Here is a 21,562-nt window from a genome sequence, read left to right as displayed (position 1 = left end):
GAATTTCTACGGGAGAAAAACGTATGCAAGCAATTCGTAATCTGAGCCTGGCGCTGGCGGTCCTGTTCGTCGCCGGTTGCGCCAGCTTCACCGATGAGACCAGCCCGAACCTGCCACGCAGCGCGCAATGGGGTGTGGTGCCGATGGTCAACTATTCGCAGACACCGCAGGCCGGTGAGCGCAGTGAGCAGATTCTGCTCAGCGTACTCAGCAGCCATGGCCTGCAACCACGGGTCTACCCGGCCAGCACCCGGGGCGAGCAGGCGTTGATGGACGATAACGAGCGTCTGGCTGGCGCCCTGGATTGGGCGCGTGAGCAGAAGCTTGATTACGTGGTCGCCGGCAGCGTCGAAGAGTGGCAGTACAAGAACGGCCTGGACGGCGAGCCGGCGGTGGGCATCAGCCTGCGTGTACTCGATGCCGACAGCGGTCGCGTGCTTTGGAGCAAAAGCGGCGCACGCGCCGGCTGGTCCCGTGAAAGCCTGGCGGGCACTGCGCAAAAAGTGCTCGACACACTTGTTGGCGCCCTTCGGTTCGAGTGATCGCAATGAATTCTCCACACATGGATTACAGCCTGGCGCCTCGCGCCAGCGGCCCGGTGTCTTGGCTGGAAACGTTCCTGGTGACCGGCCTGGCCATCGGCCTGGGCCTGTGGCTGACCCCGGAAGACCCGATGCGCATGCACGGCGGTTTCCCCTGGCCGATCCTGGCGCCGCTGCTGTTGGGTGTGCGTTATGGATTTGTCCGCGGTCTGCTCAGCGCCGCGTTGTTGGTGTTGGCGGTGTTCGTCCTGCGCTACAGCGGTCATGCCGGCTACGCAGAGCTTGAGCCGTCGTGGATCGTTGGTGTACTGGTTTGCGGGATGCTGGTGGGCGAGGTTCGCGATTTGTGGGAGCGACGCCTGGAGCGTCTGCAGATGGCCAACGATTACCGTCAGTATCGTCTTGATGAATTCACCCGTTCGCACCAGATTCTGCGGGTCTCCCACGACCTGCTGGAGCAGCGCGTGGCGGGCAGCGACCAGAGTCTGCGTAGCTCGTTGCTGGGGTTGCGGGAAAAACTGCGGGTGATGCCGGATGAAGGCGATGCGCTGGGCGCATTGGCCGATCCGATCGTGGCCGTGCTGGGACAGTACGGCGCGCTGCGGGTGGCCGGTTTGTACCGGGTCGATGATCGCGGTGAGCGCGTGTTGCCCACGCCATTGGCCACCATCGGTGTCATGGGATCGCTGGACACCGAGGACGGTCTGGTCAAGCTGTGTCTGGAGCGCGGCGAACTGGTGAGCGTGCGCCAGGAACTGCACGAGGCTGGTGCCTCGGGGCAATTCTCGTCGTTGCAGGCGTGCATCCCGTTGATCGATGCCGAGGGCCGTCTGCTGGCCGTACTGGCGGTGCGGCAGATGCCGTTCTTCGCTTTCCAGGATCGCACCTTGAGCTTGCTCGCGCTGTTGGCCGGGCACATCGCCGACCTGCTCCTGCGCGATGCCCAGGTGTTGCACCTGCAAGATGCGGATGCGCAGCACTTCACCCTGCAACTCAAGCGGTCGCTGGTGGACGTCGAGCAGCACAAGTTGTCGGCTGGGCTGTTTGCCTTTGAAATGACCCGTTCCAATGAAGAGCTCACACGTTTGCTCGAGCGCAGTCAGCGCGGTCTGGACTTGCACTTGCCACTGCGCAACAACCGTGACCATCAGTTGTTGCTGGTGCTGTTGCCGTTGACCAGTCCGCAAGGCACCGAAGGTTACCTGGCGCGTATCAACCTGATGCTGCACGAACACTTTGGTATTGAAAGTGATATGGACAGCCTTGGTGTGCGGGTCATGCCTTTCAACCTGGAGCCCGGTGAACCCAACGGGCTGCGTAACTTCCTGTTCAACGAGTGTGGCCTGAATGATCAGCAAGTGGCTGTTTAGCGGAGCCTTGGTTCTGGAGGCGGGTAGTTGGACCAGCTTGTGGGCCGACTTGCCCGAATTGCAGCAATTGCTGTTGTTCACCACCAGCCATGGTCTGGCCTGCGCAATGCTGTGCGGCGCTGTCTGGTTGTTGTTGCCGGCGCGTTACCGTTCGCCGCTGCCGTGGAGCCCACTGTTTATTTTCAGCCTGGCGTTCTTTGTCCCGGTGCTGGGGGCGGTGGGGGTGGTCGCGGCGATCTTCCCGGCGCTGTACCTGCCGCGCAAGCGCGACAAGCAGGCCTGGCAAGCGGTCGGCATTCCGAGCCTGCCGTATCGGGCGCAGTTGCAGTCGCGTTCGCCGATTTTTGCTGACGGCGGTTTGCAGGACGTGCTGCGCCACGCACCCGATCCGGACCAGCGCCTGGCGGCGTTGCTGGCCACCAAGCGCATGCCTGGCAAGGAAGCGGTGCCCATCCTCAAGCTGGCGCTGGGCGATCCGAGCGATGACGTGCGGTTGTTGGCGTACTCGATGCTCGATAAACAGGAGAGTGACATCAACCTGCGCATCCAGATCGCCCTCGGCCAATTGCACGGCGCCAAGGCCAAGGCGGCCGGTGTACTGCACGGCACGCTGGCGCGCTGGTATTGGGAGTTGGCTTATCTGGGCCTGGCGCAGGGCAGCGTGCTCGAACACGTGCTCAATCAGGCCAACGAACATGCCGAGCAAGGCCTGGCGGCCGGTGAGGGTGGCGAGCTGTTTCTGCTGGCCGGGCGTATCGCCCTGGAGCGTGGCGATGTCGAGCGCGCCGAAGTGCTGCTGACCAAGGCCCAGGAAAACGGCATGGGCTCGGCGCAGATCCTGCCGTTCCATGCCGAACTGGCCTTCGAAGCCGGTCGCTACCACGAAATTCCCGAATTGCTCTCCCGACTTCCGGAGAAGACCCGTCAGCGGCCACCTTTCGCTGATCTGGTAAGGAGCTGGACATGAGCCTCAAGGAAGAAACGCCGATGGCCGACATCTGCCTGTTGCTCGAAGGCACCTGGCCTTATGTGCGCGGCGGTGTGTCGAGCTGGATTCACCAGATGATCCTGGGCCTGCCGGAACTGACCTTCTCGGTGATGTTCATCGGCGGCCAGCGCTCAGCGTATGGCGAGCGTCGCTATCAAGTGCCGCCGAACGTGCTGCACATCGAAGAGGTCTTTCTCGAAGATGCCACCCGTCCCACTGACAGCCGGGGCACGCCACGGGACGCGGATTTGCAACAGTTGCAGGATTTGTATCGCTTCCTGCATCACCCGGACGCGCCAGAGCCGGCGCTGGGGGAAAGCCTGCTCGATTGCATCGCGCAAGGCCGCATGACCCTGGACGACGTGCTGCGCAGTCGCGCCAGTTGGGAAGCGTTGAGCGAAGGTTATCGCCTGCATTGCGCCGACCCGTCGTTCATCAACTATTTCTGGACCCTGCGCTCGATGCAGTCGCCGTTGCTGATGCTCGCTGAGTCGTCGCGCCGCATGCCGCGGGCGCGGGTGCTGCATTCGATTTCTACCGGTTACGCAGGGCTGTTGGGTTGCATCCTCAAGCAACGCTGGAATTGCACCTATCTGCTCAGCGAGCACGGGATCTACACCAAGGAGCGCAAGATCGACCTGGCCCAAGCCACGTGGATTGCCGAGAGTTCCGGCCAGGCGCTTAACCGCAGCCTCGACGCGGGTTCGGGTTATATCCGCACGTTGTGGGTGCGCTTCTTCGAACGCATCGGTCAGCTGACCTACAACAGCGCCGACAGCATCATTTCGTTGTATGACGGTAACCGTCAGCGGCAAATCAAGGATGGTGCCGACTCGGTCCGCACCCGGGTCATTCCCAACGGTATCGACTTGCCGCAGTGGACCGCCGCGCTCGAATCCCGCGCGCCCGGCATTGCACCTGTGGTGGGCTTGATCGGGCGTGTGGTGCCGATCAAGGACGTGAAAACCTTTCTGCGGGCCATGCGCGGCGTGATCAGCGCCATGCCCCACGTCGAAGGCTGGATCGTCGGTCCGGAAGAGGAAGACCCCGAATACGTCAGCGAATGTCGCAGCCTCATGGCCAGTCTGGGGCTGGAGGGCAAGGTGCATTTTCTTGGCTTCCAGCGCATCCAGGAGATTCTGCCCAAGCTCGGGCTGATGGTGCTGACCTCGATCAGCGAGGCCCAGCCGCTGGTGATTCTCGAAGCCTGGGCCGCCGGTACGCCGGTGGTCAGCAGCGACGTGGGTTCATGCCGCGAGTTGATTGAAGGTGGTAGCGCCGAAGACCGCGACCTGGGCTTGGCCGGCCAAGTGGTGGCGATTGCCGATCCACAGGCCACCAGTGTAGCGATCCTCGAACTGCTGCGCAGCCCGCAACGCTGGCAGGCCGCTCAGGCCAGCGGCTTGCTGCGGGTCACCCGTTACTACACCGAAGCCTTGATGCTGCAGCGTTATCGCGACTTGTATCAAGCCGCCATGGAGAACAGTTAAATGGCCGGTATTGGCTTCGAACTCCGCAAGATCCTGTCCCGCGATTCCTACACCGCGACGCTGCAGGCCTATGTGTATGCCGGGTTAATCAGCTCCGGTCCCTGGGTGTTGTCGATCATCAGCGTGATGCTGGTGGGCATCATCAGCTTGAGCCGTGTGGTGCCCAATAGCCTGGTCGGGCAGTTTCTGGTGACGGTGACCTACCTGATGGCCAGTTCGCTGATCCTCACCGGCGGCTTGCAACTGTTCTTCACCCGATTCGTCTCCGACCGCCTGTTCGAACACAAGTACGATCAGATTCTGCCCAACCTGCTGGGCGTGCTGCTGATGGTCACGGTCGCGACCGGCGTGCTGGGGATTGTCGTGCTGGCGACGCTGTTCGATCAGTCGTTGATCTACCGGCTGCTGGTGCTGTCGAATTTCGTGGTGCTGTGCAACCTGTGGATGGTGATCATCTTCCTGTCGGGGATGAAGGCCTATAACCGCATCCTGCTGGTGATGCTGGTGGGCTACACGCTGATGGTGATCAGTGCCTATCTGCTGACCTTCCTGGGAATAGCGGGCCTGCTGCTGGCGCTGTTGATCGGTCACAGCACGCTGCTGTTCCTGTTTCTCTACGACATCCTGCGCGAGTACCGTGCCGAGAAACTGATCGCCTTCGACTTCCTCCAGCGCCGCCAGGTCTTCGTCAGCCTGCTGGCCACCGGGCTCTTCTACAACCTGGGAATCTGGATCGACAAGTTCCTGTTCTGGTTCAACCCTGGCACCTCGAACGTCGTTATCGGCCCGCTGCGCGCATCGATCCTGTACGACTTGCCGATCTTCCTCGCGTACCTGGCGATCATTCCCGGCATGGCGGTGTTCCTGGTGCGCATCGAAACCGATTTCGCCGAGTGGTACGACCGTTTGTTCCGGGCGATCCGCGAGGGTGAAACCCTGCAGCACATCAGCTCGCTGAAAACCGAAATGACCTTGTCGATCCGCCAGGGCCTGCTGGAAATCTGCAAGGTGCAGGGGCTGACCGTGGTGCTGCTGTTCCTGTTCGCCCCGCGCTTGCTGGACTGGCTGGGCATCTCCAGCTACTACCTGCCGCTGTTCTACATCGACCTGATCGGCGTGAGCATCCAGGTGGTGTTCATGGCGTTGCTCAACGTGTTTTTCTACCTCGACAAGCGTGCCGTGGTGCTGGAACTGTGCGTGATCTTCGCGGTGTTGAACGCCGGCTTGACGCTGCTCAGCATGAACCTGGGCCCGAGCTTCTTCGGCTACGGCTTCACCCTGTCGCTGCTGGTGTGCGTGTTGTTGGGGCTGCATCGGTTGTCCACGGCACTGGAAGACCTTGAGTACGATACGTTCATGTTGTCGCGCTGAAACACCTCGGCGGTTTCTGTAAAGGTGCTGGCGGTCTCGTCGGCGCCTTTACATGTCGGGTGTGATCATCATCCGATGACAGGTCATGTGGGCCATCCATTCGCAGCTACGCTTGAACCTTCGGATTTGACGAAGAAGGCGCGTTTGCTCCCGACAATGTTGACGCCCTTCGATATTTCCGACCGTGCCCGACTCCTTAGCGGCGACGCGCACACTCACCATGTGTTGACCCGCTAAGGGACCGAACACCGCGCGTGAACGTTCACGCGCCACGCAGCAGGCAAGCCGCAACGGCTACTCAACGGGACTCCACATGCCAACAGGCAATTCTCTGGAGACGTTCCCATGAGACTTCAATTGCTCACGGCTGCACTGGTTTTCGCCAGCACGGCGATGACAGACGCGGCATTCGCGGGTGAAACAGCCCCTTCAAGCACCGACAAGGCATCCTCCACCAGCACGGTCAAACAGGAAATCAAGCTCACTCGAGTCACGCCCCAATACTGGCGGGTGACCTTCCACAACCCGCCGTACAACATCTACGGTCCCGAAACCATGCCGCAGTTGAACGAGGTGGTGACGGCCATCGAGTCCGATCCGAAACTGGTGGTCGTGGTGTTCGATAGCGACGTGCCGGATTTCTTTTTGACCCACTACGACTTCGTGCCGGCGCTGACCGAAACGACCAGCCTGCCCAACGGGCCGACCGGCCTGCCGCCGTTGCCCGACATGCTGGTGCGGCTGAGCAAGGCGCCAGTAGTCTCGATCGTGTCGATCCGTGGTCGCGCGACCGGTGTCGGCAGCGAACTGGCGCTGGCCAGCGACATGCGCTTTGCCAGTCGCGAGAAAGCCATCCTGTCGCAATGGGAAATCGGCGCGGCATTGGTGCCCGGAGGCGGGCCTATGGCGCGTCTGCCGAGACTGATGGGGCGCGGGCGAGCGCTGGAAATATTGCTGACCGGAAACGATATCAACGGCGAACTCGCGGAGCGTTACGGCTACGTCAACCGCGCGCTGCCCGACGCCGAACTCGACAAATTCGTCGACACCATGGCCCGCCGCATCGCCCGCTTCGACAAGCAGTCGATCGCCGACATCAAGAAACTGGTCGATGCTTCCAGCCTTCCGCCCAATGAAGCCATCGCCAGCGAGTGGGAAGGTTTTATTGGCTCGGTGCAACGCCCGGCAGCGCAGGCGCGGATCAAGCAGTTGATGGAATTGGGCCTGCAGAAGAAAGCGGATGTCGAGAAGCGATTGGCGCACTACACGGGCATGTTGGGCGAACCGTCGAAGTAATCCAGGTTTCGCGTCGCCCCCTGTAGGAGCGAGCTCGCTCGCGATGGTCGTCAACGATAACGCGTAAAATTGGAGACTCCGCGGCGGTTTCAAGTTTTTCGCGAGCAAGCTCGCTCCTACACAAAACATCGCGCCAAACTCCATTTGGGGTACGAACCATGAACGAATTGCTGCAAAGGGTGCTCGACGCCCACGGCGGCCTGGAGCACTGGAACCGTTTCACCACGCTCAACGCCACCATCGTGACGGGCGGGGAGTTGTGGGGTTTGAAGGGCGTGGTGCAAGACACCGTACCTCGGGAAATGACTATCAGCCTGCACCAGCAAAACGCCTCGGTGACGCCGTTCGGCAACCCGCAATGGCGCACGGCGTTCCGGGTCGACTACATCGCCATCGAAACTATCGAAGGCGAAATCGTGGGCGAACGCCACAACCCGCGCGAAGCCTTCGCCGGACATGTCATGGACACGCCTTGGGATCCGCTGCATCGCGCCTATTTCAGCGGTTATGCGATGTGGACCTACCTGACGACACCGTTTTTCATGGCGATGCCAGGGTTCAGCGTCAGCGAAATCGCGCCCTGGCAGGAAGGGCTGGAAAGCTGGCGGGGGCTGCGGGTGGAGTTTCCCTCTCATATCGCCAGCCATAGTCGTTTCCAGGACTTCTACTTCGGCGACGACTGCCTGCTGCGCCGTCACGACTACCACGTCGATGTGGCGGGTGGTTTTGCCGCCGCGCAATACGTAAGTGGCTACATTGAAGCGCAAGGACTCCGTTTTCCGACACGGCGCAGAGCCTACCTGAGGGGCGGGGATTCACAACCATTGCGCGAGCGCTTGATGGTGTCGATTGACTTGAGTGACTTTCGCTTGAGTTGAGGTGCGGTGATTGGCAAGGGCGGGGTAGGTGTCAGTGAGTGCGATCTCGAACGACGGCATTGCATGGCAGCAGCCTATGCACTTCGTCGAGCTCGGTGGCGTGATGGACTCCCCATTCGATCAGAGACTCCAGAATCGGCCGCAAGCTTGCGCCAAGCGGAGTGAGCAGGTACTCGATCCCTTGACGATCCTCGGCGCTGGGTTGCCGGCTCACCATTCCATGTTCCTCAAGCGCGCGCAGCTGCTCGATCAACACTTTCTGTGAAATGCCTGAAATGCGCTTCTCCAGATCGCAGGTGCGGTGCGGGCCGTCCAGCAGCACATGCAGGATGACGGCCTTCCAGCGCCCCGAGAGGACAGCCAGCGTGCGTTCGATCGGCAAGCCCGGCAGTCTATTGATTGTCTTCATGTGCAACCACTGACAAAACGGTGTGTAGAGGGGACGATTATCGAAACGTACGCTTTTCCTACCGATAAATACCGACCGGAAGGAAAGCCCATGATAGACCTGTTTGATACTCAATTGGTTGGCGGCACCGTTCTGCTGAAAAACCGTATAGTCATGGCGCCCATGACGCGTACGCGGACGTCCGATGGCGACGTCCCGAATGAGCTGATGGCCACCTACTACGGGCAGCGGGCCAGTGCCGGCCTGATCGTGGCGGAGGCAACGGACATCGCTCCGTCCAGTAAAGGCTACGCTTTGACGCCCGGAATACACACGCCAGCTCAGCGGCAGGGTTGGCGTCTGGTAACTGACCAGGTACACCGCAATGGCGGCACGATATTTTTGCAACTATGGCACGTCGGCAGGATGGCCCATCCATCGCTCATGCCCTGCGGTGAAGCACCTTGGGGTGTCACCGAGGAAAGGTCCGAGTCGCAGGTGTTTGCCCACGGCCCGGATGGCAAGTTGAACCATATCCCGGCAGGCACGCCCAGGCGCCTGAGGACGGAAGAAGTGATGGCCTTGGTCGGCACTTTTTCCCGAGGCTGCGTCCACGCTCGGGAAGCCGGATTTGACGGTGTCGAAATCCACGGGGCCAACGGTTATCTGTTCGAGCAGTTCATGAACTCGGTGCTCAATACGCGCACCGATTGCTACGGAGGCGGCAGCGTAGAAGACCGTACACGATTTCTGTTGGAAGTCGTTGAAGCCGCTGTGCATGAATTGGGGCCGGGACGCGTGGGTGTCCGCCTGTCCCCGTTCGGTAAGTTCAACGGTATTGCGGCAGATCCGCTTTCCGAAGAAACCTTGTTATACACCGCCGAACACTTGGGGCGCCTGGGCGTCGCCTATCTGCATCTGGTCTACGAGCTGATGCCAGAGGCGAACATGGAAATTGCCGAGTTCAAATCGCACCACCTCGATCACGCGCTACTGGCCAAGGTTCGGGCAGTGTTTCCTGGCGCGATCATCTGGGCTGGAGGCTTCACTGACCGCAAGGCCGCTCAGGATGCGCTCGACACTGGTCTAGTGGACTTGATCGCCTTCGGCAGACTCTACATCGCCAATCCGGATCTGACGGAGCGTCTCAAATATGGCTGGCCTTTGGCCGAAGCGGATCGATCAACGTATTACACGCGATGCGGCGAAAGGGGGTACACGGACTTCCCGGCGCATCCGGCCGTTACCGCTTTATAAGGCATGAACTGACCGAGGTGGCTTCCCTGAAGACTTGATTCTGCTGAATGCCAGGCACAAAAAAAGACGTCCGAGGACGTCTTTTTTGATTTGGTGGAGCCGGGGGGATTTGAACCCCCGTCCGCCAGTACTCCGCTGTCGGTACTACATGCGTAGCCGTGTCTATTAAGTTAACCCTCAGCGACCCGACGGGCAGGGTGCTTTGGGCGAGTTGTGTAAGTTTTAGCCGCTTCGTCCACAACGTACTGCACGGCGATTCTGTTCTATATGACAATCATTTTGGGTTTACAGACATCCCCTGATGATTGCTGGACCCGAAGGTACCAGGAGTGCATGTCAGCTGCAATTAAGCAGCGAGAGCAGCACCGTATTGGTCGTCATTGGCAACTATAAGAAGTTGCAACAGTGGATTTACGAGTTCTGTTACCAACTCGGCATGCACCTAAAGTTTCGCAACCGGCGTCGAATCCTAAACGGCCCCGAGCCCGCTGCTCTGTGAATCAAGTGAGCAACAGGCATGCACAGTGTACGTCAATGCGACCCGGAAGGCCAACCCGAAGGTTGGCCTTGGGCTGAGTTACTTCCCGCCTTTTTTCGCGTTCGTCACGTCCTGGATGGTTTGGGTGGTCTCGGCGATGCAATCATCAATACCTTCCTTGGTGCCTTTTGCCTGGTCGGCTTTGGCTTTTTCGACGGAGGCCTTCACCTGGTCAACCATTTCCGGAGGAATCTGTGCCTTACCGTTTTCGATGGTTTTCAGGTTGACCGCACACAGGTCGTCAGCGGCAAATGAAGTGGAAGCCATCAGGGAAGCAGTAACGAACAGACCTAACAGTACAGAACGTTTCATGTGTATCTCCTTGAACTGAGGGCCTGGCATGGTTGGCCATCAGCACGGGCTGCCCAGGATTGGGAACGTCCCGCATTGGCGGGACTTGATCGGTGGACTGCGGCGACACGTCAGGGTTCTGATTTTCTGTTGAAACCCGCAAGAAACTACTGAGCAGGCGCCTGAATGCACCTTCCTTGAGGCCTTGTCATCAGGTCACCCTGGCCTGGGTAACGCGGTCCACCAGATAGACTAGCCCGTGGTAATCGATTCCGCCGTGTTGTGTCAGGCCAATCTCGCAAGTACGGCTGGTGGAAATCCCCTCGCTGCACTGCTGTACCGCGTCCTTGAGCGTGCGCAACGAATGGGCGTTCAACTGCGGCGTGGTGAAGCCCTTATCGCCGGCAAATCCGCAGCAGTGAATACCTTCGGGAATGACCACGTTCTTGCTGCACTTGCGCACCAGATCGATCAGCGCCTGGCTTTCCCCCAGGTGTTGGGTGCTGCAGGTCACGTGCACGGTGATCGGTGCCTCCTGAGGCGTGAACTCCAGCCGATCCATCAGGTGTGTGCGAATGAATCGTACTGGGTCGTACAGGTCCAGACGTACATCACCGAGGTCCTGAGTCAGGCGCAAGGTGCAAGGGCTGGTATCGCAGTAGATCGGGTCGAGCCCGCCACGGCTGGCGTGGAGCAAGGCGCCGATCAATTCCTGGCGTTTGTGCTCGGCTTGTTCGGCATAGCCCTTGGAAGCAAACGGCTGGCCGCAGCAAAGATTGTCCAGATTGTCCGGAAAGACCACCTGATAACCGGCTTTCTCCAGCAGGCCGCGGGTTTTGTCGTACAGCGACATTTGCTCCTTGTCGCCAACCGCTGGTCCCATGGCCCGCGAAACGCACGCGGCCAGATACACCACCCGCGGACGCTCGTCCGTCACAGGCGGGCTGAAGCGAATCGGCCGTTCCGGCTGTGGCATGGCGTTGATCCACTGCGGGATCTGCCCTTTGGACAGTTTGCTCACGGTTGCGGAAAGCTTTGCCAGTCGAGGAGCCCCCAGCAACATTCGCGCACCGTTGGCGACGTGCAGGGTGAAACGCGCACCTTGCAGTGCCATGGCGAAATGTCCTTCCAGCCAGTTGGCGGTTTTCGTATGGGTGGCGTGCTGGCCGCGAAGCTTTTTCACCAGCTCGCCGGTATTGATGCCGACCGGGCAGCGTTGTGCGCAAAGGCCGGTGGCGGCACAGGTGTCGATGCCCTGGTATTCATAGGCCGCTTCCAGCTCGCGGGTGTCGACGCCGGCGCGTTTTTTCGCCTGAATATCACGCCAGATCACGATGCGCTGGCGCGGGCTCAGGGTCAGGCCTTTCGACGGGCAGACCGGTTCGCAGAAGCCGCACTCGATGCACTTATCCACAATCTCGTCGGCGGCCGGCAAGGGCTTGAGATGCTTGAGGTGAATCTGCGGATCGTCGCTGAGCACCACGTCCGGATTGAGAATGCCGTTGGGATCGAGCAGGCGTTTGAGTTGCCACATCAACTGGTAGGCATCGCTGCCCCATTCCAGTTCGACAAACGGTGCCATGTTGCGCCCGGTGCCATGTTCGGCCTTGAGCGAGCCGCCAAACTCCACGGCAACCAGCTGCGCCACGTCGTCCATGAATGCCTGGTAGCGCACGACTTCTTCCGGGCTGTTGAAGCCTTGGGTGAAGACGAAGTGCAGATTGCCTTCCAGTGCATGTCCGAAAAGGATTGCTTCGTCGTAGTGATGTTTATCGAACAACTCGATCAGGCGGTTCACGCCGACGGCCAGTTGTTCCACTGGGAAGGTCACGTCCTCGATGATCACCGTGGTGCCAGTTTTGCGCACCGCGCCGACGGCGGGAAAGGTGTCTTTGCGGATCGCCCAGAGGCGGGCGTTTTCCTGTGGGTCTTCGGTGAAGTCGACTTGCTTTTCCACCGGGAACGACGCCAGTGACGCCATGATCTGCGCCAACTGTTCCTGCAGCAACGTGGACGATGCCGCGCGGGATTCGATCAGCAAGGCGCAGGCATTGTTCGACAGATGCTGCACGAAAGCCGGCATGCCGGGTTTGTTTTGCACCGAACGCAGGCTGCGGCGGTCCAGCAGTTCCACGGCCGACACCGGTTGGCTTTTCAGGACGGTGACGGCGTTGCAGCAGGTTTCCACGTTTGGAAAGACGATCAGTGCCGAAGCCTTGTTCGGATGGTCGATCACGGTGTCGTAGGTCACCGCGCTGATAAAGCCGAGGGTGCCTTCGGAGCCCACCAGCAAGTGGCTCAAGATATCCACAGGCTCGTCGTAATCCACCAGGGCGTTGAGTGACAGGCCGGTGGTATTTTTCAGGCGATATTTGTGGCGAATTTTTGCAGCGAGTTCGGCATTGGCACGGGTCTCGCGACCCAATGTCGCCAGGCGCTCCAGTAGCTCACCGTGGCTTTGCCGAAACGCCGCGACACTGGCGGCATCTTCGGTATCGAGACGGCTGCCGTCGGCCAGTACCAGGCGAATCCCGGCCAATGTGTGATAGGTGTTTTGCGCCGTGCCGCAGCACATGCCGCTGGCGTTGTTGGCGACGATGCCGCCGATTTTGCAGGCGTTGATCGAAGCAGGATCCGGACCGATCTTGCGCCCGAACGGCGCCAGCCAGGCATTGGCCTGGGCACCGATCACGCCCGGTTGCAGGCGGATTTGCGTGCCTTGGCCACGAATCTCGCGGCCGTTCCAGTTATCCCCAAGGACAATCAGCACTGAATCGCTGATGGCCTGGCCGGACAGGCTGGTCCCGGCGGCGCGAAAGGTCACCGGAACCTGATCGCGCTGCGCCAGTTTCAGCAGCGCCACCACTTCATCTTCGGACTCGACGCGTATCACCAGTTGCGGAATCAGCCGATAGAAACTGGCATCAGTGCCGAACGCCAGGGTCGACAACGGATCGTCGAAGCGACGCTCTTGGGGAATCAGTTGCTGCGCATCACGCAGGAAAGCGGCCGGTAGACTCATTGGTCCTCCAGGATCAGCACCACCAGGTCTTTCGGACCGTGGGCGCCGTAGGCCAGCACTTGTTCGATGTCGGCAGTCTTCGACGGGCCGGATACCAGCAACGCATTGGTCGGCATGCCCTGGGCCCATTCGAACTCCTGTTGCACCTGATAGAAGTTGTCACGGATTTCGCTGGCCTTGAGCAGGGCGAAATGCACTGTTGGCGCCAGGCTCATCAGGCGCGGTTCTTCCCGCGTCGGCCAGAGAATCAGGCTACCTGTGGCGGCGATTGCGCCGAGAGTCGTGGTCAGGCTCGCCGGAGTGTCATTGAACAGTTCGGCTTTCCATTGTTCCACCGGGCGGTCGTAGGCCTTGAGTGTAGGCAGGGTCGGATTGTTCGCCCAATGCTGAGTGACACGCTGACCGTGAGGCGTGGTCGGCGCGATCAACAGGCTCGGCAATTGACGATCCTGCAGCAGTTTTGCCAGCAAGGCCGGCCAGTTTTCACCCGACGTCAGATGGATTTCCGTGTGCACGGCCTCCATCAGTTTGCGCAGTTGCGGGATGCGTTGTTCCGGGGTGTAGGTGTAAGGCGCGGTCACCAAATCCACATCGAAGTTGTCAGGCACCGGTGTGGTACCTGTCAGGCTTTTACGCAGCTTGCCGAGGATATTCTGCTTGGCGCTCATCAACGATCTCCCTGTTTGGCCAGATGCTCGCGAGCCATGTCGTGCAGTGAGCGGGCGGCGGGTTTCGGTGCGCTGTGGTTTTGCGTCCACGGGCCGACGTCGTTCGGGGTGAGCGCACGCAGGCGCGTAGCGGCAAGCGCAAACAAACGATACAGCGTCGGCGAGCTGTTGAGTCGGGCCCAGGCGTTCCAGATAAAACGTTCCTTACGCGAGTACTTGCGGCCCTGGTCGCGCATCACGGGGTGCGGGCTATCGGGTGCCTTGACGTTTTCTTCGCGCAGGCGCCGCAGCAGCGACGGGATCGGAATCTTGACCGGACACACTTCACCGCAAGCTCCGCACAACGACGAGGCGCTGGGGTGGTCCGGGACTTTCGTCAGACCGACCATGTGCGGGGTGATGATTTTTCCGATAGGGCCGGGATACACCTCGCCGTAGGCATGACCGCCGATTCGGGTATAGACCGGGCAATGATTCATACAGGCGCCGCAGCGGATGCAGTTCAGGCTCTGGCGCAATTCGCTGTCAGCAAATGCCTGGCTGCGACCGTTGTCCAGCAGGACCAGATGCACTTCCTGTGGGCCGTCGAGCTCATGTTCCTTGCGCGGGCCCGAGATCATGTTGACGTAGGTGGTGATCGGAATGCCTAGCGCAGAACGGGTCAGCAGTGACAACAGCGGCACCACGTCGCGCAGGTTTTCCACGACTTTTTCGATGCCGGTGACGGCGATATGCACCGGTGGCACCGTAGTGGTCATCCGGCCGTTGCCTTCGTTCTCCACCAGCAGCAAGGTGCCGGTTTCGGCTACGGCGAAGTTGACGCCGGAGACGCCGATGTCCGCTTCGAAGAATTTCTGCCGCAGCACCCTGCGACCGATCTGAATGAGTTGGTCAACGTCCTTGGTGTATTCCACGCCAAGTTTGTCGTGGAACAAGGACGCGACCTGGCCGGCGTTCTTGTGGATTGCCGGCATAATGATGTGTGAAGGCTTCTCGTGGTCGAGCTGGACGATGTACTCGCCCATGTCCGATTCCAGGCATTCAATGCCCTGTTCAGCGAGGACATGGTTCATTTCCATTTCTTCGCTGACCATCGATTTGCCCTTGATCACTTGCCGCCCCTCGTGAGCGCGGATGATCGAGAGGACGATGCCATTGGCTTCGTCCACCGTTTCCGCCCAGTGCACTGTCACACCGTTGCGGGTCAGGTTCTGTTCAAGCTGCTCGAGCAGGTCGGGCAACTTGGATAACGCACGGGCGCGGATGGCATTGCCCAGCGCTCGCAGGTGTTCTCTTTCGTGGGCATCGCCGAAGGCATTTGCCCGTTTGGTCATCAGTGAATCCATCGCCTTGCGAAAGTTGTTTCGCAATTGCGCATCACCCAGCGCGTTATGTGCGCGGGTGCGGAAATCTTCTTCTACGGCGACCGTAGGAATAATCGTGGAAGCGTTCATTGTGCGCCTCCGGTCCGCTGCCAGAGGAAACTGGCCAGGTGCTGACCGCGCAGCGCTTCCTTTTGTTTCTCCAGCGAGCCGTTGATGTTCATCAGGCAACCGCAGTCGGCACTGAGTACCTTGTGCGCACCGGATTCCTTCAACGACCGTGTCTTGTCAGCCACCATCGCCCCGGAAATATCCGGCATACGGACGCTGAAAGTTCCACCGAAGCCACAGCATTCGCTTTCGTGGTCGTGATTGACCCGTTCCACGTTGCTCAGTTGCGACAACAATTCGCGCCCGTGCAGGTGGGTATTCATCTCGCGGCGTGCCGAGCACGAGGTGTGCAGCGCCACTTTTACCGGTTCGCCACTGTCTTTGAGCTGCACCTTGCAGACAAACAACAGAAACTCGGCCAATTCATAGGTTCTGGCAGCCAGAGCCTGAACCTGTTTCAACGTTTCCGGTTCGTCCTTGAACAGGTCGGCATAGTGCTCGCGCAACATGCCGGCGCAGGAGCCGGACGGCACCACCACCGGATAATCCTCAGCGAACAGCGCCAGTTGCGAGCGCGCCACGGTCCTGGCCTGTTCGGTGTAACCCGAGGTGTAGGCCGGTTGTCCACAGCAGCTTTGCCCTTGCGGGTACTCGACACGGATGCCTTCGCGCTCCAGCAAGTGGATCGCGTCCATACCGGCTTGCGGGTAGAACAGATCCACTACGCAGGTCCCGAACAGGTACACCCGTTGCGGTTTCTCGCTGGGGTATTGCCGAGGTTCGGGCAGTGGCGGGGCGACACGGGTCGCATTCGGCACAGCGTTGTAAAAAAGTTCGCTCATCAGGCGTGTCTCTCGGCCGGTTACCCGTCCGCTGAGGTGGCTGAATATAGAGGGAGATTCTTTCAGCAGCCTTACAGACCGGGTTGTGAATAGCTGACGCCGGAGTCATGGTCCGGCGTCGGGTTTTTCGCTGTCGCTTGTAGTGCTTAGTGCACCAGCATGCCGGTGAACCAGTAAGCCTGAGCCAAGGTGATCAGGCCGACGATGGTTGCGAAGAACAGGCTGTGCTTGAGCGTGAAGCGGAACAGGTCCGATTCCTTGCCGACCAGGCCGGTCGCGGCGCAGGCCACGGCGATCGATTGTGGCGAAATCATCTTGCCGGTCACGCCACCGCTGGTGTTCGCGGCCACCAGCAAGGTGTCGTTGACGCCGATCTGGTGGGCGGTGGTCGCCTGCAACGAACTGAACAGTGCGTTGGACGAGGTATCGGAACCGGTCAGGAACACGCCCAGCCAGCCGAGGAACGGCGAGAAGAACGGGAAGGCCGCGCCGGTGCCGGCCAATACCAGGGCCATGGTCGAAGACATGCCCGAGTAGTTGGTGACGAAGGCGAAGGCCAGCACCATGCCGATGGACAGGATCGGCCAGCGCAGTTCGTAGAAGGTCTCTTTCAAAGTGGTCAGACCAGTTTTGATATTGATCTTCAGGACCAGCATCGAAATCAGTGCCGAGAAGAAGATAGCGGTACCGGTCGCGGAAATCGGGTCGAGCTTGAATACCGCCGGAATGGCGGTCGGTGCAGCCACGATCGGTGCAACCTTGATCACCATCTGGTCCAGGTGCGGAATGGCGAAGTTGAACACCCAGCTATACATCGAGCCGCCGGCGGCGAACATCGCCTTGAACGGTTTCAACGTCCAGATGGTGACCAGTACGGTGAGGATCAGGAACGGCGACCAGGCCTTGAAGATTTCGCCCAGGCTGTAAGGCGAAGCCACGGTTGTGCGTTTCTGGCCGAAGCCTCCGGCACTGGCGCTCACCACCGAGGCGGAGATTGCACCGACGATGTGTTGGCCGGCGGCGCGTTTTGGCTGCCAGACTTTCAGGAACAGCGTCAGGGAAATCAGGCTGGCCAGGGCCGACGTGATGTCCGGCAGTTCCGGGCCGATGAAGTTCGAGGTGAAGTATTGGGTGACGGCAAAGCTCAAACCAGCCACCAGTGCTGCCGGCCAGGTTTCCCGGACGCCGCGCAGGCCATCCATCATGAACACTAGCCAGAACGGTACGAACAACGACAGAAGCGGCAGTTGGCGACCAGTCATGGCGCCAATCTTGAACGCGTCGATCCCGGTCACTTGCCCGGCGACGATGATCGGAATGCCCAGGGCGCCGAACGCCACCGGCGCGGTGTTCGCGATCAGGCACAGGCCTGCGGCGTACAGCGGGTTGAAGCCCAGGCCTACCAGCAGCGCGGCGGTAATCGCTACCGGCGCACCGAACCCGGCCGCACCTTCAAGGAAGGCGCCGAAGCAGAAGCCGATCAGCAGAACTTGCAGGCGTTGGTCGTCGGTGATCGACAGCACCGAGCTGCGGATCACTTCGAACTGACCACTCTTGACCGTCAGTTTGTAGAGGAACACGGCCGCCACGATGATCCAGGCAATCGGCCACAGACCGTAGGCGAAGCCATATCCGGCGGCAGCAAATGCCATATCGACCGGCATCTGAAAGGCGAAGATTGCCACCAGAATCGACAAGGCCAGTGTAATGCTGCCGGCCACATGGCCTTTGAGGCGAAACACGGCCAGGGCGAGGAAGAAAAACACGATGGGAATGACGGCTGCGAGCGCGGATAAACCGAGGCTGCCGAGCGGGCTGTAAAGCTGTTGCCAGGTTTGCATATGGGGTGGCCCCTAATTGTTGTTGGTCAGGCACTGATCAGCGTTCTTGGATAATTGGTAATACCAATTTACAATCGCTGTTGGCTAGGGTAAAAGTCTTGTGGGCGGCGTGTCAATTTGCCGCCCTAAAACTTTTGTCGAATGCATGACCTCGGGATCGGCTGATCCGTTTGGGTAAGTGCTGGCTGGCAGGTGCCGAGGCTGCATGGATAGGCCAGAATAGAGCCCCGGCGAACCGTCGGATCGTGGAGAAATCGAGTTATGGGGTTTGATCAGATTCGTCAGCGCCGTTTGTCTGACGATATTGTCGAGCAGCTGGAGGGCATGATCCTCGAAGGCACGCTAAAGGCCGGTGAGCGCCTGCCGGCGGAGCGGGCGTTGGCCGAACAGTTCGGAGTGTCACGCCCGTCGTTGCGTGAGGCCATTCAGAAACTGGTCGCCAAGGGTTTGCTGGTCAGTCGTCAGGGCGGCGGTAACTATGTGGTGGAGTCCCTGGGGACGACCTTCAGTGACCCATTGCTGTTGCTGCTTGAAAGCAATCCAGAGGCCCAGCGCGATTTGCTGGAGTTTCGCCATACGCTGGAAGCGTCCTGTGCTTATTACGCGGCATTGCGCGCAACGGACGTTGATCGCGAGCGGCTGACCGCAGCGTTCAACGAATTGCAGGACTGCTATTCGCGGCATGAAGAAGTGAGTCGGGCGGAGGAGGGGGCGGCGGATGCGAAATTCCATCTGGCGATTGCCGAGGCCAGTCATAACGCGGTGCTGCTGCACACCATTCGTGGCTTGTTCGATCTGCTCAAACGCAACGTGGTAACCAACATTGGCGGCATGTATAAGCAGCGCACTGAAACCCGCGACATGCTGATCACTCAGCATCGGGAGTTGTATCTGGCGATTATCGAAGGCAGGGCGGAACAGGCGCGGGAAGTCTCCAGTCGCCACATTTTATACGTGCAGGAAGTGCTGGAAGAAGTGCGTCAGGAAGTGCAGCGCGTGGCTCGGGCGGAGCGGCGCAAGGGGATGTGATTGTGCAGTGGATTCACTGTGGCGAGGGAGCTTGCTCCCGCTGGGGTGCGAAGCGGCCCTAAAACCCGTTTGCGCAATCCTGCAGATTGAGGTCTACCGATTTACGACTGCTTCGCAGTCGAGCGGGAGCAAGTTCCCTCGCCACAATGGTCGCGCTTTGGCAGAAAGAAAATTACTCTTCCTTGCCCTTGTTTCGCACAGCGCGTTGCAACTCACGACCGGCGTCGCGTTCACGCTCGGTATCACGCTTGTCGTATTCCTTCTTGCCCTTGCCCAGAGCGATCTCGCACTTGACCATGTGCTTGCTCCAGTACCAGGACAGGCATACGCAGGCGTAACCCTTTTGCGCCACGGCAGCGGACAGCTTGTCCAGCTCGCGCCGGTTCAGCAGCAGCTTGCGCGTGCGTGTCGGGTCTGCGATGACGTGGGTACTCGCGGTTGTCAGGGGCGTAATGTGGCTGCCGAGCAGCCAGGCTTCGCCATCCTTGAGCAGTACATAACTGTCGACCAGTTGTAGCTTGCTCGCCCGCAAACTCTTTACTTCCCAGCCGGCCAGGACCAGACCAGCCTCGAACTTGTGTTCGATGAAGTAATCGTGTCGCGCCTTTTTATTTTGCGCGATGGTCCCTGTAGGGTGTTTCTTCTGTTTAGCCATAGGGGCGGCATTATAGGGAGTTGCAAGCCAGTCGGCTACGGTGATGCTACGTGCTTGAGCAGGTTGATTGAATCCCGGACAATGCGCGCTCTTTTTTTGAACGCTTGGTCGTAGTATCGATGTCGACTGTCGATTCGTGACCCGGCATTGTTTGCCTTGTTTTGGTTCTTGATGCGCTATGTGGCGCCCATCGGCATTCTCGTAGTGTTTGCCGCCCAGCTGTGGAAGTGACGCTGACATGACGACACACATTTCACGTTCGGCCTTGCTGCCGTACCCGGCACAAGCCTTGTATGACCTGGTCAACGACGTGGCGCGATACCCGGAGTTTCTGCCGTGGTGCTCATCCGCCGAAGTGCTGGAGAGTTCCCCCGAGCACATGCGCGCGAGCGTTGGTGTGGCCAAGGGAGGGCTCAGCCAGCATTTCGTGACGCGTAATACCCTGGTCCCTGGCCAATCCATCGAGATGAACCTCGAGGAAGGGCCGTTCACTCAACTGCACGGTGTCTGGGTGTTCAAGCCATTGGGCGAGAAAGCCTGCAAAATCAGTCTGGACCTGTCGTTTGATTACGCAGGGCCGATTGTTCGCGCGACCCTTGGGCCATTGTTCAATCAGGCGGCCAATACGCTGGTGGATGCGTTCTGCCAGCGGGCCAAGCAAATGCATGGTTGAGGCAGGGGTGAAGGTCGAGGTGGTGTATGCCGCCATTGATCGTCAGGTGCTTTTGGCGGTGACGGTGCCAGCAGGAACAACCGTTCGGGCGGCGTTGTTTGCATCCGGGATTGGCCAATCGTTTCCGGAGCTGGATCTGGCGGCGTGTCCTGTGGGAATCTTCGGCAAAGTGATCGTTGATCCCGAAAGTCGTCCGGTTCAATCCGGAGACCGGATCGAGATTTACCGGCCGCTGCTGGCTGATCCGAAGGAGGTCCGTCGACTCCGTGCGGCCAAGGCTGCCGAAGCTAAAGCTCGGAATCAGTGAGTCGCGTAAACGCCAGGCAATAAAAAACCCGGGCATGCCGGGTTTTTTATTGCGTCGCAAATTATTGCGGCGAGGTGTCCAGTGGTTCCGGAGTCGGGACCGGAACGGTTTCTACACCGTCCACTTCCTTCTGGATCTGATCCAGCAGCGAGCCCGGTTTGACCGGTTTTTCCGGCTTTGGCTTCTCGGCGTTTTCTGTCGGCGCGGTCACGGTAGTGCCGCTGTCCTTGCCGAGAATGGCCTCGTCGCGGCTCACGCCTGGCATGAAGTCACCAGAGAGGCTGACAAGTTGATCATTTGGGTTGAAGATAACGCTGATGCGTTCCTGTTGGCGTTCACCGCCCCCTGGTTGCAGGCTATACAGGTAATCCCAGCGATCGGCGTGGAACGTGTCGGTCAACAGAGGGTTGCCCATGATAAACCTTACTTGCTTACGGGTCATTCCCGGGCGTAACTGGTCTATCATGTCCTGCGTGACGACATTGCCCTGCTGGATGTCGATTTTGTAAACCCCGGGGAATGAACAACCGGCGAGTGCGAGCAGTCCCACAAAGGTGAAACTGGTTAGCAAGAGCTTGGTGTTTTGCATCGGTGGGCGACTTCCACTATCTTGGCTGGGACAACGTAAACGCCGATCATACCCGCATTAAGAGAAGCTGCGAAGCAGCATCGCGAGAAAGCTG

At 59.8% G+C, this 21,562-nt stretch carries 20 protein-coding genes and 1 other RNA gene; 11 read left to right on the top strand and 10 right to left on the bottom strand.

All coding sequences use genetic code 11. The features are described from left to right. The first annotated feature begins 23 nt into the window (after window positions 1-23). The 7 genes from ACSFE6_RS06500 (at window position 24) to ACSFE6_RS06470 (ending at window position 7,935) form a co-directional block, all read left to right on the top strand. The gene (locus ACSFE6_RS06500) at window positions 24-542 is read left to right on the top strand and encodes a penicillin-binding protein activator LpoB (RefSeq protein WP_435426822.1); all 519 of its coding nucleotides are present in this window, start codon (window positions 24-26) and stop codon (window positions 540-542) included. 5 nt (window positions 543-547) lie between these two features. Continuing rightward, on the top strand, window positions 548-1,912 hold the full coding sequence (locus tag ACSFE6_RS06495) for a PelD GGDEF domain-containing protein (RefSeq protein WP_435426821.1): 1,365 nt from the start codon (window positions 548-550) through the stop codon (window positions 1,910-1,912). Then, window positions 1,890-2,879 carry a HEAT repeat domain-containing protein gene (locus ACSFE6_RS06490; RefSeq protein WP_435426820.1) on the top strand — a complete coding sequence of 330 codons (990 nt, stop codon included), beginning with the start codon at window positions 1,890-1,892 and terminating at the stop codon, window positions 2,877-2,879. The genes ACSFE6_RS06495 and ACSFE6_RS06490 overlap by 23 nt, the downstream gene beginning before the upstream one ends. Continuing rightward, the gene (gene pelF / locus ACSFE6_RS06485) at window positions 2,876-4,390 is read left to right on the top strand and encodes a GT4 family glycosyltransferase PelF (protein WP_435426819.1); all 1,515 of its coding nucleotides are present in this window, start codon (window positions 2,876-2,878) and stop codon (window positions 4,388-4,390) included. Before ACSFE6_RS06490 ends, pelF begins: the two co-directional genes overlap by 4 nt. After that, window positions 4,391-5,761: an exopolysaccharide Pel transporter PelG gene (gene pelG / locus ACSFE6_RS06480; protein WP_435426818.1), complete on the top strand. Its 1,371-nt coding sequence runs from the start codon at window positions 4,391-4,393 to the stop codon at window positions 5,759-5,761. A gap of 345 nt (window positions 5,762-6,106) precedes the next feature. Beyond that, on the top strand, window positions 6,107-7,057 hold the full coding sequence (locus ACSFE6_RS06475; RefSeq protein WP_435426817.1) for an enoyl-CoA hydratase/isomerase family protein: 951 nt from the start codon (window positions 6,107-6,109) through the stop codon (window positions 7,055-7,057). 158 nt (window positions 7,058-7,215) lie between these two features. Continuing rightward, window positions 7,216-7,935 (top strand): hypothetical protein, encoded by a 720-nt coding sequence (locus ACSFE6_RS06470; RefSeq protein WP_435426816.1) that lies wholly within the window; start codon window positions 7,216-7,218, stop codon window positions 7,933-7,935. 31 nt (window positions 7,936-7,966) lie between these two features. Here the strand turns inward: ACSFE6_RS06470 and ACSFE6_RS06465 are convergent, their stop codons facing one another. Next, window positions 7,967-8,344, bottom strand: coding sequence for a winged helix-turn-helix transcriptional regulator (locus ACSFE6_RS06465; RefSeq protein WP_435426815.1), 378 nt, complete (start codon window positions 8,342-8,344; stop codon window positions 7,967-7,969). A 90-nt stretch (window positions 8,345-8,434) separates the two neighbouring features. On the opposite strand from ACSFE6_RS06465, the gene ACSFE6_RS06460 reads away from it, so the two are divergent. Beyond that, window positions 8,435-9,580, top strand: a complete 1,146-nt coding sequence (locus ACSFE6_RS06460) for an alkene reductase (RefSeq protein ID WP_435426814.1) — start codon at window positions 8,435-8,437, stop codon at window positions 9,578-9,580. Window positions 9,581-9,671: 91 nt separating this feature from the next. Here ACSFE6_RS06460 and ssrA read toward each other — a convergent pair. The 7 genes from ssrA to ACSFE6_RS06425 all read right to left on the bottom strand — a co-directional run bounded on the left by ssrA (window position 9,672) and on the right by ACSFE6_RS06425 (window position 18,215). Continuing rightward, window positions 9,672-10,061: a transfer-messenger RNA gene (gene ssrA, locus ACSFE6_RS06455) on the bottom strand. A 96-nt stretch (window positions 10,062-10,157) separates the two neighbouring features. Next, window positions 10,158-10,430, bottom strand: a complete 273-nt coding sequence (locus ACSFE6_RS06450; RefSeq protein ID WP_435426813.1) for a hypothetical protein — start codon at window positions 10,428-10,430, stop codon at window positions 10,158-10,160. A 190-nt stretch (window positions 10,431-10,620) separates the two neighbouring features. Next, window positions 10,621-13,431, bottom strand: a complete 2,811-nt coding sequence (locus tag ACSFE6_RS06445; RefSeq protein ID WP_435426812.1) for an FAD-binding and (Fe-S)-binding domain-containing protein — start codon at window positions 13,429-13,431, stop codon at window positions 10,621-10,623. Next, window positions 13,428-14,099 carry a LutC/YkgG family protein gene (locus tag ACSFE6_RS06440; protein ID WP_435426811.1) on the bottom strand — a complete coding sequence of 224 codons (672 nt, stop codon included), beginning with the start codon at window positions 14,097-14,099 and terminating at the stop codon, window positions 13,428-13,430. The genes ACSFE6_RS06445 and ACSFE6_RS06440 overlap by 4 nt, the downstream gene beginning before the upstream one ends. Continuing rightward, the gene (locus ACSFE6_RS06435; RefSeq protein ID WP_435426810.1) at window positions 14,099-15,553 is read right to left on the bottom strand and encodes a LutB/LldF family L-lactate oxidation iron-sulfur protein; all 1,455 of its coding nucleotides are present in this window, start codon (window positions 15,551-15,553) and stop codon (window positions 14,099-14,101) included. The genes ACSFE6_RS06440 and ACSFE6_RS06435 overlap by 1 nt, the downstream gene beginning before the upstream one ends. Further along, entirely contained in the window at window positions 15,550-16,374 is an 825-nt protein-coding gene (locus ACSFE6_RS06430; RefSeq protein ID WP_435426809.1) for a (Fe-S)-binding protein, read from the bottom strand. The genes ACSFE6_RS06435 and ACSFE6_RS06430 overlap by 4 nt, the downstream gene beginning before the upstream one ends. A gap of 146 nt (window positions 16,375-16,520) precedes the next feature. Continuing rightward, a complete protein-coding gene (locus ACSFE6_RS06425) occupies window positions 16,521-18,215 on the bottom strand; it encodes a lactate permease LctP family transporter (protein ID WP_435426808.1) in 1,695 nt (564 codons plus the stop codon). 261 nt (window positions 18,216-18,476) lie between these two features. Here ACSFE6_RS06425 and ACSFE6_RS06420 point away from each other — a divergent pair, with 261 nt between their 5' ends. Next, window positions 18,477-19,244 (top strand): GntR family transcriptional regulator, encoded by a 768-nt coding sequence (locus ACSFE6_RS06420; protein WP_435426807.1) that lies wholly within the window; start codon window positions 18,477-18,479, stop codon window positions 19,242-19,244. Window positions 19,245-19,416: 172 nt separating this feature from the next. Here ACSFE6_RS06420 and smpB read toward each other — a convergent pair whose 3' ends face one another. Continuing rightward, entirely contained in the window at window positions 19,417-19,899 is a 483-nt protein-coding gene (gene smpB / locus ACSFE6_RS06415; RefSeq protein WP_435426806.1) for an SsrA-binding protein SmpB, read from the bottom strand. A gap of 238 nt (window positions 19,900-20,137) precedes the next feature. On the opposite strand from smpB, the gene ACSFE6_RS06410 reads away from it, so the two are divergent. Continuing rightward, window positions 20,138-20,572 (top strand): type II toxin-antitoxin system RatA family toxin, encoded by a 435-nt coding sequence (locus ACSFE6_RS06410; RefSeq protein ID WP_435426805.1) that lies wholly within the window; start codon window positions 20,138-20,140, stop codon window positions 20,570-20,572. Further along, window positions 20,565-20,879, top strand: coding sequence for an RnfH family protein (locus ACSFE6_RS06405; RefSeq protein WP_435426804.1), 315 nt, complete (start codon window positions 20,565-20,567; stop codon window positions 20,877-20,879). The genes ACSFE6_RS06410 and ACSFE6_RS06405 overlap by 8 nt, the downstream gene beginning before the upstream one ends. 61 nt (window positions 20,880-20,940) lie before the next feature. Here the strand turns inward: ACSFE6_RS06405 and ACSFE6_RS06400 are convergent, their stop codons facing one another. Next, complete coding sequence (locus tag ACSFE6_RS06400) at window positions 20,941-21,468, bottom strand: outer membrane protein assembly factor BamE (protein WP_435426803.1); 528 nt, start codon at window positions 21,466-21,468, stop codon at window positions 20,941-20,943. Between the last annotated feature and the right edge of the window lie 94 nt (window positions 21,469-21,562).

Source organism: Pseudomonas baetica, assembly GCF_051216495.1.
Taxonomy (GTDB): Bacteria; Pseudomonadota; Gammaproteobacteria; order Pseudomonadales; family Pseudomonadaceae; genus Aquipseudomonas; species Aquipseudomonas baetica_B.
The sequence above is the reverse complement of the archived record's forward strand: the minus strand, read 5'-3'. Positions and strand labels throughout refer to the sequence as shown.

Bases quoted from the DNA above. Each gene is read 5' to 3' on its own strand.
- ACSFE6_RS06500 (WP_435426822.1), top strand. From the start codon at position 24: ATGCAAGCAATTCGTAATCTGAGCCTGGCGCTGGCGGTCCTGTTCGTC.
- ACSFE6_RS06495 (WP_435426821.1), top strand. From the start codon at position 548: ATGAATTCTCCACACATGGATTACAGCCTGGCGCCTCGCGCCAGCGGC.
- ACSFE6_RS06490 (WP_435426820.1), top strand. From the start codon at position 1,890: ATGATCAGCAAGTGGCTGTTTAGCGGAGCCTTGGTTCTGGAGGCGGGT.
- pelF (WP_435426819.1), top strand. From the start codon at position 2,876: ATGAGCCTCAAGGAAGAAACGCCGATGGCCGACATCTGCCTGTTGCTC.
- pelG (WP_435426818.1), top strand. From the start codon at position 4,391: ATGGCCGGTATTGGCTTCGAACTCCGCAAGATCCTGTCCCGCGATTCC.
- ACSFE6_RS06475 (WP_435426817.1), top strand. From the start codon at position 6,107: ATGAGACTTCAATTGCTCACGGCTGCACTGGTTTTCGCCAGCACGGCG.
- ACSFE6_RS06470 (WP_435426816.1), top strand. From the start codon at position 7,216: ATGAACGAATTGCTGCAAAGGGTGCTCGACGCCCACGGCGGCCTGGAG.
- ACSFE6_RS06465 (WP_435426815.1), bottom strand. From the start codon at position 8,344: ATGAAGACAATCAATAGACTGCCGGGCTTGCCGATCGAACGCACGCTG.
- ACSFE6_RS06460 (WP_435426814.1), top strand. From the start codon at position 8,435: ATGATAGACCTGTTTGATACTCAATTGGTTGGCGGCACCGTTCTGCTG.
- ACSFE6_RS06450 (WP_435426813.1), bottom strand. From the start codon at position 10,430: ATGAAACGTTCTGTACTGTTAGGTCTGTTCGTTACTGCTTCCCTGATG.
- ACSFE6_RS06445 (WP_435426812.1), bottom strand. From the start codon at position 13,431: ATGAGTCTACCGGCCGCTTTCCTGCGTGATGCGCAGCAACTGATTCCC.
- ACSFE6_RS06440 (WP_435426811.1), bottom strand. From the start codon at position 14,099: ATGAGCGCCAAGCAGAATATCCTCGGCAAGCTGCGTAAAAGCCTGACA.
- ACSFE6_RS06435 (WP_435426810.1), bottom strand. From the start codon at position 15,553: ATGAACGCTTCCACGATTATTCCTACGGTCGCCGTAGAAGAAGATTTC.
- ACSFE6_RS06430 (WP_435426809.1), bottom strand. From the start codon at position 16,374: ATGAGCGAACTTTTTTACAACGCTGTGCCGAATGCGACCCGTGTCGCC.
- ACSFE6_RS06425 (WP_435426808.1), bottom strand. From the start codon at position 18,215: ATGCAAACCTGGCAACAGCTTTACAGCCCGCTCGGCAGCCTCGGTTTA.
- ACSFE6_RS06420 (WP_435426807.1), top strand. From the start codon at position 18,477: ATGGGGTTTGATCAGATTCGTCAGCGCCGTTTGTCTGACGATATTGTC.
- smpB (WP_435426806.1), bottom strand. From the start codon at position 19,899: ATGGCTAAACAGAAGAAACACCCTACAGGGACCATCGCGCAAAATAAA.
- ACSFE6_RS06410 (WP_435426805.1), top strand. From the start codon at position 20,138: ATGACGACACACATTTCACGTTCGGCCTTGCTGCCGTACCCGGCACAA.
- ACSFE6_RS06405 (WP_435426804.1), top strand. From the start codon at position 20,565: ATGGTTGAGGCAGGGGTGAAGGTCGAGGTGGTGTATGCCGCCATTGAT.
- ACSFE6_RS06400 (WP_435426803.1), bottom strand. From the start codon at position 21,468: ATGCAAAACACCAAGCTCTTGCTAACCAGTTTCACCTTTGTGGGACTG.